Raw genomic sequence first — 13821 nt, forward strand, 5'->3', positions numbered from 1 at the left:
CCAACGTCCGTTGCGCAATGATTTCCGCAAGTAGATCGCGAGAGTGGAGTGCGCTTGCTGACAACGTTGGACTCTGAGCGATATTCTCATTCAGAAAATCGTCAATCGATATGTCCGGTTCGTCAAAGACGTCTAGAAAATATTGTTGTGAACCCATAGACAGGATCTGCCTGAGGGCGCCCCGATAGCCATTTGTGTTAATTTCGTTCGGCGACGTCATCGGCAAGCTCCATCCATGCTTTGCGGAATAGCCGACAAACTGATGCCAGTTGTTGATCCGTCAATCCGATAGGGCTAAGGCAAATGATACGCCTGGCTCGAATGTAGTGGACACCGATCGGTGCCGGGCCGTTTAGCAGTCGATTGGTCAAAGTCTTGAAAAACTCGTGGCCGAGGCCGCTCGTATCTTCGACAGCTATCATCGGTATTTTTTCGATTAGTATCTCCGGCAATATCGATACGGCGGCACCGCGCAGCTGTCCGAGCTCACTGACACCGGCCTCACAGCGTTGCCGATATTCCGCCTGGAATGTAGTGGACGGCTTGGCGAGAAATTTGACAATCGCTGCCGCCAGACCCAACATTTGACCGCGGTCCAGCTTTACGGCGCGCAGCGGGCCGTCGCTTGGAAAGGACATAAGATGCGCAAACTCGACAAACGATTGATCACCAAGGAGTAGTCCCGACGCCTGAGGCCCTCCGAACACCTTCCCCCCGGAAAGGAGAACGGCATGGCATCCCGTGCCAAGGATTTCCGACAGCCGTTCACGAGACGGGAAGATCGCTGCACAATCTGCAATGACAGGGATATTATGATCGTCCGCGAGTTTCACCAGTTCCGCCAGGCTCAAATCTGCCGGCGGAAGCCTCGGGCTTATCACCACCGCCAAGGCAACGGTTCGCTCATTAAATGCGTCCGTCAGTTCTTCACTTGAACAGCCGACGATATTGCCGACCTCATGAAGCACGCACCCCGCCTGCTGAAACAAATAGGCATAGTGACCGAAATCGCCGCGCCGGATAATTACCTCCGGCGTGGAGTCTACCTTGTTCATCTTCTTTGCTACTTCGAGCGCGAGGAGTATGCCGGCACTCGTCCCACCCGTGAGGGCACCACTCCCAGCCCCTAACTGCGCAGCGCAATAGGCGCCGGCGCGGCGATTGAGATCGGCCAGATCAAAACACCACTTCTGCGCTTCACCAACGATAGAGGCTATGTCATGAGATAAGGCGGGACCAGATAGGTTCGACTTCGGCGCGGATGCATTTATGATGGGCGAGACGCCAAGTTCCGCCATAAGGCTCGCTAGCTTATCGTCTGGCCCCAACCCGTCTGACTGAGAAAATATGCGGGTATGTTCATTGTGAATCAGCATCATCTTCTCCTGAAAAATACTGAATATCCCGGATCATCGCGGATATTTGCATTGGGTCGGCGTTCAGTCCGGCCATCCGCATTTCTCTGTCTAGAAACGGCCGGGAAAAGCTCATCAAACCTGGATCAACTATGCGGATGGCCCCATCGTCTGCTCTTCGCGGAACGCAAAGCCCCTTGCAATAACGGCTCGGGCAAAAGGGGACGTCCAGACGACCCTCTGCGAAAAGATTGGCTATGGTACCGTTTGAATCGCCATGTTCGAACGTCATTGAAACGAGCGACTCAACCTCGCAATAAATCTGTTGGGCTTCTTCATCGATTTTGCTGTTGTCTGGTAGGAACCCATCAAAAATCGGGGAAAAGAAAATCCTTGAAAAGTTGATCGCCGTTGCGTTTGCGTCGGCGCTCGGTATCCCAAGTGCCTCAACCTGCGTCTTCACGACAACCTTTGTCGCCTTGCCAAGGCGCGCGGTGACGGACCCCTGTGCAATGAGGGCCAAAGCCTTGGTCGGGTCACGCGGAAAAACACCCATGAAATGATGCAGGATTGGAAAGACAGTCTTGCCCGGACATAAGGATGTCGCGAGGAGCTCGATCGCCCGCAAGCCCGCGATATCCTGATATGGGCAGCCGCTTTGAGATATTGCGATTCCCACTTTGTTTGCCCCCTTGCTGAACGCCTTCATTGCTTCGATGAACGTAACGCTGAGCGAGATGACCGGATGTACAAGCGTACCAGAAAGGCTGCCAAAAAATTCTCTATCGATATTGATTCCGTCTTCGGCGAGTTCTCCACAGACCTCATCGACGATGTCCCAGGCGCGAAGGGATCGTTCGAGAGGGAAGTCCTTGGAATAGGGCAGAGTGTAGGAAAGGGGGCCGCCTTCAAACCCATCCGCGCCGCCTTCAAGAGAGGTTGAGAAAAGACGCCGCGGATCCGGTGACCCGTGGCGGATTTGTATCGGAGCCTCGATGGCCAATACCATTTCGCGAAGCCTTTCCGCTCCGTGAGCCACCAACGGGTACCCATTGAGCGTTGCAGGATTTGTGCGGGCCAGTTCATGGGCTTTGTCGAATGCGCCGAGTCTCGTATAGGAATCTATAGTAATGGTCGCAACATCCGGATTCGCATCCTCGGATAACTTCTTCAGTAGAGCCAATTGTTGCTCATGCGAGCCGACACCGCACCTTGGTTGAAGCAAAATGCGACCACTTGCTCTTGCCTTTTCCATCGTGGAGGCTACGGATCGAGATTGCCGTGAACGCAAAAAGTCTCGTGCCTGTTTGGAAACGGACATGGTTTCATGTTCAAAACTGTCCACGGCGCCGCTCTCTCCATGCGAGGCGAAGACTATTAAGCCTCCCAATTAATTGTGGAATGTCGTCGAGGATTTCGTCTAATCCCAGCGTCTCGAGCGCTCCCGGCGTGTAGTCCATCATTCTCGCGCGCCGCCCGACCTCAAGGTATCCGCCGAAGAAAATCCTGCAACCCAACTGATAGTCGCGCCGGATCGATCCGAAATCGCGGAGATCGGTACCGCCGTGGCCGTTGATGCTCCCTATCGCGATGGCAATGATATCGTTGTTCGCCTGATAGGCCTCGGCTATGTCTCGAGCAGACGTGCATACCCCCAAATTAACAACGCGAAAGCCTTCCGTCGCCAATGCCAATTCCAGAACCCTGTTGCCGACCACGTGGACGTCGCTTTCCGTCACGGCGATAATGACTCCGGCAGGCTCAATTTCTTGGCTCATAAGTCGTTCTCCCGGAACAAGGCGACGTTGTCGCGCAGGCATCGAGCGAGTTCGTTTTGACGTTCGCGATCGTAAAAGATGGACGTATGGGTGCCATCTATCTGGAAAATCGAGCATCCGCCGGCGGCGACTTCGCGCCACAGCTGCGCTTGGCCAAGGTTTTCCGAGTGTTTGGCTTCCAAATACACGATCGAAAGATCCGAGGGTGGTGGCGTATAATTGGCGACTGACTTGCATTGCGAATAATGGAAGAGAAAAAGCTTTCGCAGGTCATTGTTGGAGATATTATCGAGGTGGCCTGCCGGCCGGTGGATAGATATATAGCGCCGCACGGTGCCGAGCTGATCTGCAAGGCAGGAGCCCAGGAATTGTCGAAAAACCTCACCGTGCATGACGCTCTGCCGATCAAGACCAAAATACACGGTAAAGAATAAATCCCACACCCAGTCTATGTGTGTTTGAGCTTCTGGACCGACCAGGCGTCGATCCCCCTCAAAATGTGAATCTATGATGACGATATCTTTCGGCACAAGACCGAGAGCCGACAAACGGATCGAGACCTCATAGGCGAGCTTTCCGCCCATCGAGTAACCCAAGATTCCAAATCCACCGGAAGATACATCGTCGAATTTCAAGATACGGTCGAGCGCTGAAGCGGCCTGCTCTTCAAGCGTGGGAGGGGCTGGGACATCCAGAAAAACTCCCAAGCTTGAAAGGCCGACAAAACTTACCTTGCGACCCAGTTCCGGTACCAAATGGCGATAGATCGAGGGGCTGCCGTGTACGGGAGCGAGGCAAAAGACCGGTGGGTTTCCGGATCCACCGATCGATATGGGGGCGTATCTATCTATCATGGGTCTCCACTCATCGGTCGCCGTGTCTTACACGGATCTCTCTCTAATTCCCGGCTTCAATGTTGCGCGCGAGCAAGCGAGGGGTTGGATTTGCAAATATGTTTTCGAGGGGCAGGCTACAGCCTTCGCGTTCGTTGATCGCCAGAACAAGGTAGGTTGCCAAAAGTGAGTGGCCGCCAAGTTCAAAAAACGAGGCGTTTGGATCAACGGTAGCTGTCCCAAGGATCTCAGCGAAGGTCCTGCAAATATCCGCCTCCAGTCGCGTCTGCGGCGCCTCTGTGGTAGCGGTCGCCCGGTGCGGCTTGGGGAGCGCTCCTTTGTCCAGCTTGCCGTGCCTGTTTACGGGAAAAGAGCTGATAAAAGTGATGCTTGCTGGAAGCAAATAGGTGGGAAGTTCTTGCCGAAGTTTCTCCTTGACGACATCGCTTGTAAGCGCGCTGCCCTCGTTGAGGACGACATAGCTATGGAGTTGATGGCCTAAGCGGTCATCGAGAACCGACACGGTGACGGCATCATCAATTCCATCTATTCCCGTGAGAATTCGCGATACCTGGGTTGGCTCTACTCGAATGCCTCTAATCTTGATCTGTTCGTCCGAACGGCCGAGTATGTACAGATTTTCATCCTCGGCTATATGGCCGATATCACCGGTTCTGTAAGCCGGCCATCCATGTAGCGACTTCAAGTGCTGATCATCAATACAGGGGAGCGGCGTGCTATAGTCAGCACAAACGCCGCGACCGACGATCCATACTTCACCATCCTGTGAGACCTCGCATACCTCACCTGACTCAGCGTCTATTATGAGGATACTCGTGTCACGATTGGGGGTTCCGACCGGCAATCGATCAAGCAATTTATCGCCAGCGGGCACGATCCAGGCTGTGGATGTCATCGTGCATTCTGACGGACCATAATGATTGATGAGAACGGCATTCGGGAAAAGCCGGCGGCCGACGTCTGCAATTCGCTGGTCGAACACCTCGCCTCCAACACACAGAAGCCTTAGCGCCGGAAGCGCTTCAATTCGATTGCCGGATGCTGCTACGGCGATGACCTTGAGAATACTCGGCGTCATCGACAAAACTGCTGTTATGCCCTTTTCCTGCAGCACTCTGACATAGCCATCAGCATCGAATCCCTTGCCTCGCTGAATGAGGTAGAGCGTGCTTCCGGTAAGGAGCGCGCAGAATATCTCCCGAATGGAAGCATCGAAGGACAGCGACGCGGTGGTAATGAGCGACGAACGCAGCGGGAGTTCATAGCGCTCTATGATGCCGCCGAGATAACCCATCATCGATTGCTCGGATATCCTTATCGATTTTGGCCGTCCAGTCGAACCCGAAGTATAGGTCTGGTAGCATATACGTGATGTCGCGAGTACTTCCCGAGAGCGCGATACCGGGTTTGGATTTGGCTCAATTAGCTCGGAAAGATAGACAGAGGGACAGGGAAGACTGCCGAATGGCTGATGGTGATCGAGGACCACAATTTTAGCTTGGCCGTCTGTAAGAATTTCAATTGCTCGACTATCGGGAAGTGTTCGATCAATTGGCACATAGACGGCGTTGATTTTAAAGATTGCGACAATGGTCGCGATGAGCGCGCCGGATTCACCGGTCCAGACACCAACCGCCTGATTGGCGACAATTCCACGGCTGGCGAGGTTTATTGCGATGACGGTCGAAAGCTCGTCGAGTGCCCTGTATGTCAGAGTGTTATCGCCGGATTCAACCGCGACTTCGTTCGCGTATGTCGCGGCGATTTCAGTGAATTCATCAACGAAGCGTCGGGGTTCCGGTCCAGGTGCGCCGGCCAGAGCCGCGAATTTAGGGCTGATCATCAAACTGATTCCTGAGAACGAACGTTCAATGACCAAAGCTCGTCCTTGATTGTGGGAGGCTGCAGCCAACCCGGAAGCGCACCGCGCTCCGGGCTCAAAAATTTCCCTTGCATGAATATCAATATCCATACGGGCCAACTTCCAAAGCAGCACATTCTTTAGGTTGTGTTTTATATTAGAACTACCATTGCATGTATCTCGCAAAGGTGCAATAGCGAAATGGAATTATCTCTAAACGTGTATTCCGACTGGCCTTGGCGATAGCATTCGTCGGAGGGGAAGATCGTTCCCTGGCAGTAATTGCCCCAACCGCACGTGTTCCCTTCGATGAAGACTGATGCTGCGAGACAGAGAGGCGGTGAAACCGACATCCAAGTGGACGCTACTGGATAGGCCGTAAACACGTAAAAGAGGCAATTTAAAATTTGCGCATTTATTAGTTGTAATCTTGATGACTCGATGCTAACTATCTCGACAACCATAGAGGCTAAACAATTTATAACACCACCGAAAAGTGTACTTCGACTGCGGAACGGTGGGGGGAACTGGCGGCCGCGAATGCGTCGGCAATGCCTTGAATTTGTTGAATATCACTAAAGTGAGGAGGCAAAACCCAATGAGTGTCGGTATTAGCATGGTCGTCAAGAATGAGATGAAAAATATCGATCGATGCCTCTCGAGCATCCGCGTTGCCGTGGATGAAATCATTATCGTTGATACCGGCTCCACCGACGGCACCGACGAATATCTTCGAAGCCAATTGGGGGCGAAAGTCGTCAATGTGGCTCCTCCAGCTGAGGATCCACACGTCATTACTGAGGCGCGCAATTTGAGTTTGGCCAACAATCCCTGTGACTGGGTGTTGGTCCTTGATGCAGATGAGCAGATCTCGACAAGTGCAATTGGAAAAATCAAAGCACTAATGCGAGGTGACGATCAGGCCTACTTTCTGACCTGGCGGAACGCGCGCAATGGTACATTTTTTGACGACTATAAGTTCGCTATGTTTAGGCGAGACCTCGGACTTCATTACGAAGGAATGGTTCATTGTAATCCGACACGATCGGCAAGACGACTTGGTATTAATGCCACCCTAGTGCCGGATGTAGTAATCAATCATTCCCTTGATGGCACCAACGGCTTTCGCTCAGCCCGCTCCGAGAGGCTGGAGCGACATAGTCGTCACGATCCCACTTGGTGGCGATATCAATGGTTTCTTGGGTATACATATTTCAAGGCAGGTGACTTTGAGCGTGCGGTGCCATTGCTAAGAGATACCTGCAATTCGCTCTCTCGGGATTTTCCAGTTGAATGTCTAAATGCACACATAGTGCTAACGGATTTGAACGCGCGGAAGGGAATGCACGACAAGTGCGCTCGCATCATAAGGCAGGCTGCGTCTTTCTATGATGAGATGAAAAATGATTTCGAGGTAAAGGCCAATCTACAGATGGGTACATGGATCACGAATGCCGCTGAACTAATCGATCATAATCGCCTGGAAGAGGTAAAGAGCTATGAATTCGCCTACTAGAAAGCGCAGAGCTTCGTTGCCACTAACGAAGAATGTATTCGGGTCATCAGATCCGCTGTTCCGTAAGGAGCCGGGTGAGTATATGACAGCGGAAGAACAGGCATACTGGCGGGACAAATACGAGGACGAAGCGAAAAGGCTCTATAGAGGGCATTTTCGTCAAACGACTGAGATTTCACTGGCTCTTCGCGGGAAATATGACAAGCCAATATTCGGCGATGTATATGTCTTCGATATACTACTAAAGCTGGCGGAATGTATTGATCCGACAGATACAGAGCTATACTGTGTCGATCAATTGGTACATACGCTTCAAGTGGCCGAGGGCATGGAAAGAGATGGAGTTGATGACGAGACATTGATCTTAGCTGCTCTGATACACGATTTGGGTAAGGTTACCGAGTTGGTCGGAGAAAATCCGGAGTTTATTAACGGCCCGAATGAGCCTATCGGCAAGAACAGGCCGGGGGTAGGTCTCGACAACATAGTAACAACATGGAATCATGATGAATTCGCTTATCAGAAACTCAAGGATCATGTTCCCGACCATGTCGCTTGGTTGACCAGATTCCATAGCCTGCGATTTGATATGTCTCGCGAATTTATGGATGACCGAGACAGGCTCTATTATGAAAAGTATCTCGGGATATTTCGCAAACATGATTTGGGTACAAAATCAATCTACAATCTTCCGAAGAAGCGCCTCAAAGACTACGGATCGCTGATACGGCAGTATTTTCCCAACAAGATTCCGATCTGACAGACGCACGGTCTACGTCGATGTTTCGCATATTCAGGGTGCGGCCCACTCAGCGCCGCCAGACCATCCCAAGCGATCGAGGTACGCCATGTGCGGTATAACGGGATTTGCCGCCGCCGCGGGTATCCGAAAGGCTGGCGAGAAGATATTGGCGATGGCTCAGACCCTTAACCACCGTGGGCCCGACCACCTCGCCACATGGACTGAGTTGGAAACGCATTCCGTGGCTTTGGGGCATACCAGACTTTCCGTGATGGATCCGAAGAGCCGGTCGCATCAACCAATGACTTCCAGCAACGGTCGATTTGTCATTACCTTTAACGGTGAGATCTACAATCATTTGCAGTTTCGTTCATTGCTGGCGTCCGAAGGCGTGCGATTTTCTACCACTTCCGACACTGAAGCTCTCGTTGAAGCGATCAACGCGTGGGGCATAGAACGAACGCTCGTCGTTCTAGAGGGAATGTTCGCCTTTGCCGCGTGGGATGTCGTCGATCGAAAGCTTTGGCTATGTCGGGATAGATTAGGAATCAAGCCGTGCTATTGGATGTGGCATGACAACGCGCTCGTCTTCGGATCGCAAATAAAGTCGCTCTTGGAGTGGTCAGGACAACCGTTGCAGCTCGACCAAGATTCGGTGGCATCTTTGGTCGATCGCGGATTTATCATGTCACCACGATCCATCTTTTTGAGGATCAAGCAGCTTGAACCAGGTCAGGTCCTTTCACTGAAAATCGGTGAGGAGCCGAATTTGCAGTTTTTCTGGAGCCTTCGAAGTGCAAAGCAGCAGCAAGCGAAAGGGCGCGCCTATAGACCCGAAGTCCAACTGCGGCGGGAGCTTGATGAGATCTTAAACGATACCATTAAGCAGTATATGCAAGCTGATGTGCCCACTGGGTGCTTCTTGTCGGGGGGCTTCGATTCGTCATTGGTGGCTGCGATAGCGTGCCGTCATTCGGCTCGACCCATCAAAACTTTCGCCGTCGGCTTTGCCGAGAGGCAGTGGGACGAGAGTTGGAAGGCAAGGCGCGTCGCCAAGTATCTTGGGTCGGACCATCATGAGATCATTCTTGACGCACAGGGTGCATTGGAAATCGTCGAGGACATTCCAAAATACTATGACGAGCCCTTTGCAGATTTTTCGCAGCTTCCCACATTGGCCGTCTCGCGCCTGGCACGCGAACAAGTGACCGTCAGCTTGTCGGGAGACGGAGGGGACGAGCTATTCTGCGGATATGATCGATATGGCTGGTGCCAACAGTTTTGGGAATTGCTATCCAGTTTGGAGCCAGACCTACGTGAAAAAGCCCTTAAATTCCTGGAATGCAACCGCGTAAGCATCCGATCATCCGCAGCTCAGATGAATCATACGCTATTCGAGGTCTCCAAGCATCTTCCGTTTGGATACCCCGTCGCGACGTTCAGGGATCTCTATAGCCGAGTAACTACGACTGGCCCCGGGTCATTATTCGACGGCGACCGAATTCGTTTTCAGGGCGATGATTTATTTTGGAATGATTCAGACGAATTTCTAACGCTGACCGATCGCATGCAGCTGCAGGATATGCGGCGGTACATGGGGGATGGAATTCTCACGAAGGTCGATAGAGCCAGCATGAGTGTCGGTCTTGAGGTCAGGGTGCCACTGCTATCTGAGCAGGTGGTTGATTACGCCTTTGGTCTTCCCGAATGGGCGAAGTATGCCGGGCAGAGTCAAAGAGATCTCCAGAAGACGCTTTCATACGACTACATACCCCGACAGCTTCTCGACTATCCTAAAATGGGATTTGGGTTCCCCATCGATGAATGGTTGAGGACATCGTTGAGGGAGTGGGCGGAAGATCTAATCTCTGTGCAAAGCCTGGAAAACGTCCCGTATCTCAAATCGCAGTCCGTAAGAGCGCTATGGTTGGCGCACTCCTCAAGGCATTCCGACGAACATTGGAGATTGTGGCCGGTTCTCATGTATGTCCAATGGTACAGACATTGGAGCCACTTCGTTGCACATTGAGGGTAATTTGCCAGAATTGCCGGCAGAAGGCTTGAGTGTTTCGGGGCAATCCTTTCGCTCAGTGCTCTTCGTGTGCCTGGGCAACATATGCAGATCACCGCTTGCCGAAGGCATATTCAAAGTTACTTGCCAAGCGATGCAAAAAAACAGCCAGGTGCGGGTTGAATCTGCGGGAACGAGCGGGCGTCACCAGGGCGAATGTGCGGATCTGCGTGCCCGCACCGTCGCTCTTAAATTTGGTCTAGACATTTCCAATCACCGCTCGCGGCAGATTTCACCCGCAGACTTCACTCGCTTCGATCTGATTCTGTGCATGGACCATAGAAATTTGGACGCAGTTAAAAAAAGGAAGCCCGTCGAATCGACTGCGAGAATTGAGCTGGTTTACAAGCTCGTCTTCAATCAAGATATTTCAATACCTGATCCTTACGAGGGCGAGGAATCGGATTTTCGGCGCGTTTACTTCATGCTTCTTTCCGCGTGCCAGGAATTGGCGGGAGAGCGCTTCTTTCCAGGGAGATAGTTTAGGTTTCGAACCATATTTCACGGGAACATCATGCGTAGACATGCGACATGTCTTCATCAGGTGAGCCAAACAAGCGCGATGCATCCAGTTGACGCGGTAGCCGTAGTTTCAATCATCTGCATAGGCGGCTGATGTTGGCGTTGGGATTTGCGTGTTAAGGGGGATGATGTGGCCCATGGGCGGGTCGCAGTGTGTCCGACGAAACGAACGTGGCGTGTCGCTCCGTCGGACGCTGCAGTTGCCAGATCGGGGGTGGCGTCCAATCCGGTGGTAATTATATTAGCGACTACCTTGGGTTTATGCAGCCGCCCAAACGGGTAGTCTGTACGATTACTCGGCCTAAACCTAGAGCCGATCACCGATACGCGCTGCAGCTTGTCGGACTTCCCACGGGGCCCCGATCATCTCAATTGCGGCGCCTTTGGCAAAGTTGTCATCGATCTCTGGATTTGACCAAACACGCCACAAAAAGGGATGCGTGTTAATTTCTACCCGGCACAGTTCCGGGTGGAAATTAACACGCATGAGGCTCCAATGATCTCCTGGATGAGATCCGGAAGTTCCATAATAACGCCTTACGCCACATCCGGCTTTCAGCGCTCTAAAGCGAGCGCATTATCAAGTGCTTAGAAAAGCTGAGGCGTTGGTCGAAGGTTCGATTCCCTTCAAGAGCAGAAGTTTCCGACTTTCATCGGCTCGGGGTAACGACCGAGTGAAATTGGAATGCAAAAGCTGCCCGATATATAGTGGATGACTTTCGTCGGGTTACGTCAGATAGGGCAAGATCTGTGTCCACCACACTCCGCGAAGCTATGGCTTTTTGACTTCTCGAATTTAAATTTGAATACGGAATATTTCTCAAATGGAGGCCGCAGCCCGTCGGCTGCGGCCGGCCAAAAGCTGGAATATTCAGACAGCGAGCGGTGTCAGCCAAGGCTGCTCACTGGCCACGGAACTATCGACAACCGCCTCGACGAATGCCACACCCTTGAGCCCATCATAGGCTGTGGGGATATCGCGCCCGATCGCCGTTGGTTCGCGTCTTTCGCGCTTGGCGCGAATTGCCTCGGCAAAGCCGGCATACAGGTTTGCAAATGCCTCGAGGTAGCCTTCGGGATGGCCGGGAGGCGTGCGAGTCCGCGCCTTTGCGCCCTCGCTGAGATCGTCGGCGCCGCGTTTGATGATTTCAGTCCGTCCATTCAGCCGGGCGTGCACGAGCTCATTCGGTTGCTCCTGAAACCATGTTAGCGAGGCTTTCTCGCCAAATACCCGGAGGCGCACGCCATTTGACGATCCCAGTGCTACCTGCGAGGACCAAAGAAGCCCTCGGGCGCCGCCTTCATAGCGCAGCATGACATGGGCATTATCATCCAGAGCGCGTCCGTCGACAAAGGTCGCGAGATCTGCGGTCAGCGATTGAAGCTTGAGGCCCGAGACGAAGCCAGCCAGATGATAGGCATGGGTACCGATATCGCCGATTGAGCCACCGCGGCCGTTTTTCTTCGGATCGGTTCGCCAGGCGGCCTGTGCATTGCCTTCCGTCTCAATCGCGGTTGCCATCCATTCGAGCGGGTACTCTACTTGGACAGTGCGGATCTTGCCGAGCTGACCCGTCGCGACCATGTGCTTGGCTTCATGTATCATCGGATAGCCGGAATAGGTGTAAGTGACGCCCATGAATCGGCCGCTACTGCGAACCAGGGCTTCGAGCGCAACTGCGTCTTCCAAAGTCGCGGTCAAAGGCTTCTCGCAGATGACGTCGAAGCCTGCCTCCAGGAACGCCTTGGCGATCGGGAAATGGGTAAAGTTCGGCGTGCAGATGGCGACAGCATCAATCCGATCCTCGCGGGCGCTCTCGCCGGCGATCATGGCCTTGAAGTCGTCATAGGAGCGTGCGGGATCCAAGCCTTCGCTGATAGCAAAAGCGTGGCCGCGGGCGGCATCGACGTCAAAAGCACCTGCAAGTAGGTTCCACGCTCTGTCCTGGCGAGCGGCGATGCGGTGGATATTGCCGATGTATGCGCCGTTGCCTCCGCCCACCATTCCGAGGCGCAATGGCTTTTGGGAAGTAGAATTTGCAGTCATGTCCTGTCCTCAATCAAGTCCGAGCATGGCTCGATTGGCGTCTCTATTCGCGCCGGATTTCACGAAGTCGTCGAATGCACGGTCGGCGACCCTGATGATATGTTCGCGGATGAACTTTGCGCCTTCAGCGGCGCCGTCCTCGGGATGCTTGATGAAGCATTCCCATTCCAGCACCGCCCAGCCGTCGAAATCATAGGTCGCGAGCTTGGTGAAAACGGCGCCGAAATCGACCTGACCGTCGCCGAGCGAGCGGAACCGTCCAGCGCGTTTCGACCATGGCTGGAACCCGCCATAGGCTCCCGTCTTGCCGTTCGGCCGGAACTCGGCATCCTTGACGTGGAACATCTTGATGCGCTCGTGGTAGTGATCGATGAACTCCAGATAGTCGAGCGCCTGCAGCACGAAGTGGCTGGGGTCGTAGAGAATGTTGCAGCGGGGATGATTGCCGACCCGCTCGAGAAACATCTCGAACGTCAGCCCGTCATGGACATCCTCGCAAGGATGGATCTCGAAACACAGATCGACACCCTGTTCGTCGAAGTCATTCAGGATGGGCAGCCAGCGTTTTGCCAGCTCGTCGAACGCTTCGTCGACTAGGCCTTCCGGCCATTGCGGATAGGGATAGAGGTAGGGCCAAAGCAGCGATCCGGTGAAGCTTACATGGCGATCGATGCCGAGATTGCGGGAGGCGCAGGCGGCAAAGCGCAGTTGCTCCTCCGCCCAGGCCCGCCGCGCGGCCGGATTATTGTGCACATGCGCTGGGGCGAAACTGTCCATGATCCGGTCGTGTGCCGGATGAACGGCGACGAGCTGCCCGGTAATGTGCGAACCGAGCTCCGTTACCTCGAGGCCGTTGTCCGCAAGCACACCCCTAAGATCGTCGCAATAGGCCTTGCTTTCGGCTGCCAGCTTCATGTCGATCAGCCGATTGTCCCAGGTCGGGATTTGAACGCCGGCGAAGCCTCTGGCAGCGACCCATTTTGAGAGGCTTGGAAGCGAGTTATAGGGCGCTTCCTCCGCCGCGAATTGGGCGAGATAGATGCCCGGTCCCTTGATCGTCTTCATGTTTTCTCCC

General features: G+C 53.5%; 11 protein-coding genes. 4 read left to right on the forward strand and 7 right to left on the reverse strand.

Going from position 1 to position 13821, the window contains the following annotated elements; genetic code table 11:
* Positions 1-197: 197 nt before the first annotated feature.
* From QD409_RS19905 to QD409_RS19925, 5 genes are read right to left on the reverse strand one after another with little or no spacing between them, the layout of a single operon-like run.
* A complete protein-coding gene (locus QD409_RS19905; RefSeq protein ID WP_430763431.1) occupies positions 198-1376 on the reverse strand; it encodes a hypothetical protein in 1179 nt (392 codons plus the stop codon).
* Entirely contained in the window at positions 1360-2700 is a 1341-nt protein-coding gene (locus tag QD409_RS19910) for a hypothetical protein (RefSeq protein WP_430763432.1), read from the reverse strand. Before QD409_RS19910 ends, QD409_RS19905 begins: the two co-directional genes overlap by 17 nt.
* Positions 2687-3133, reverse strand: coding sequence for a cobalamin-dependent protein (locus tag QD409_RS19915; RefSeq protein ID WP_430763433.1), 447 nt, complete (start codon positions 3131-3133; stop codon positions 2687-2689). Before QD409_RS19915 ends, QD409_RS19910 begins: the two co-directional genes overlap by 14 nt.
* Complete coding sequence (locus QD409_RS19920; protein ID WP_430763434.1) at positions 3130-3987, reverse strand: thioesterase domain-containing protein; 858 nt, start codon at positions 3985-3987, stop codon at positions 3130-3132. Before QD409_RS19920 ends, QD409_RS19915 begins: the two co-directional genes overlap by 4 nt.
* Before the next feature lie 43 nt (positions 3988-4030).
* Complete coding sequence (locus QD409_RS19925; protein ID WP_430763435.1) at positions 4031-5959, reverse strand: non-ribosomal peptide synthetase; 1929 nt, start codon at positions 5957-5959, stop codon at positions 4031-4033.
* Positions 5960-6446: 487 nt separating this feature from the next.
* Between QD409_RS19925 and QD409_RS19930 the strand changes: the two genes are divergently transcribed.
* The 4 genes from QD409_RS19930 to QD409_RS19945 all read left to right on the forward strand — a co-directional run bounded on the left by QD409_RS19930 (position 6447) and on the right by QD409_RS19945 (position 10658).
* Positions 6447-7364 carry a glycosyltransferase gene (locus tag QD409_RS19930; protein WP_430763436.1) on the forward strand — a complete coding sequence of 306 codons (918 nt, stop codon included), beginning with the start codon at positions 6447-6449 and terminating at the stop codon, positions 7362-7364.
* An 82-nt stretch (positions 7365-7446) separates the two neighbouring features.
* Complete coding sequence (locus QD409_RS19935; protein WP_430763437.1) at positions 7447-8124, forward strand: inositol oxygenase family protein; 678 nt, start codon at positions 7447-7449, stop codon at positions 8122-8124.
* Positions 8125-8212: 88 nt separating this feature from the next.
* On the forward strand, positions 8213-10135 hold the full coding sequence (gene asnB, locus QD409_RS19940) for an asparagine synthase (glutamine-hydrolyzing) (RefSeq protein WP_430763438.1): 1923 nt from the start codon (positions 8213-8215) through the stop codon (positions 10133-10135).
* Positions 10125-10658 carry a low molecular weight protein-tyrosine-phosphatase gene (locus QD409_RS19945; protein WP_430763439.1) on the forward strand — a complete coding sequence of 178 codons (534 nt, stop codon included), beginning with the start codon at positions 10125-10127 and terminating at the stop codon, positions 10656-10658. Before asnB ends, QD409_RS19945 begins: the two co-directional genes overlap by 11 nt.
* Positions 10659-11570: 912 nt before the next feature.
* On the opposite strand, the gene QD409_RS19950 is transcribed toward QD409_RS19945, so the two are convergent.
* Both QD409_RS19950 and QD409_RS19955 read right to left on the reverse strand, forming a co-directional pair.
* Positions 11571-12746 (reverse strand): Gfo/Idh/MocA family protein, encoded by a 1176-nt coding sequence (locus tag QD409_RS19950; RefSeq protein WP_430763440.1) that lies wholly within the window; start codon positions 12744-12746, stop codon positions 11571-11573.
* Between the two features lie 9 nt (positions 12747-12755).
* Positions 12756-13811 carry a sugar phosphate isomerase/epimerase family protein gene (locus QD409_RS19955; RefSeq protein WP_430763441.1) on the reverse strand — a complete coding sequence of 352 codons (1056 nt, stop codon included), beginning with the start codon at positions 13809-13811 and terminating at the stop codon, positions 12756-12758.
* Between the last annotated feature and the right edge of the window lie 10 nt (positions 13812-13821).

Source organism: Rhizobium sp. BR 315, assembly GCF_050577975.1.
Classification (GTDB): domain Bacteria; phylum Pseudomonadota; class Alphaproteobacteria; order Rhizobiales; family Rhizobiaceae; genus Rhizobium; species Rhizobium miluonense.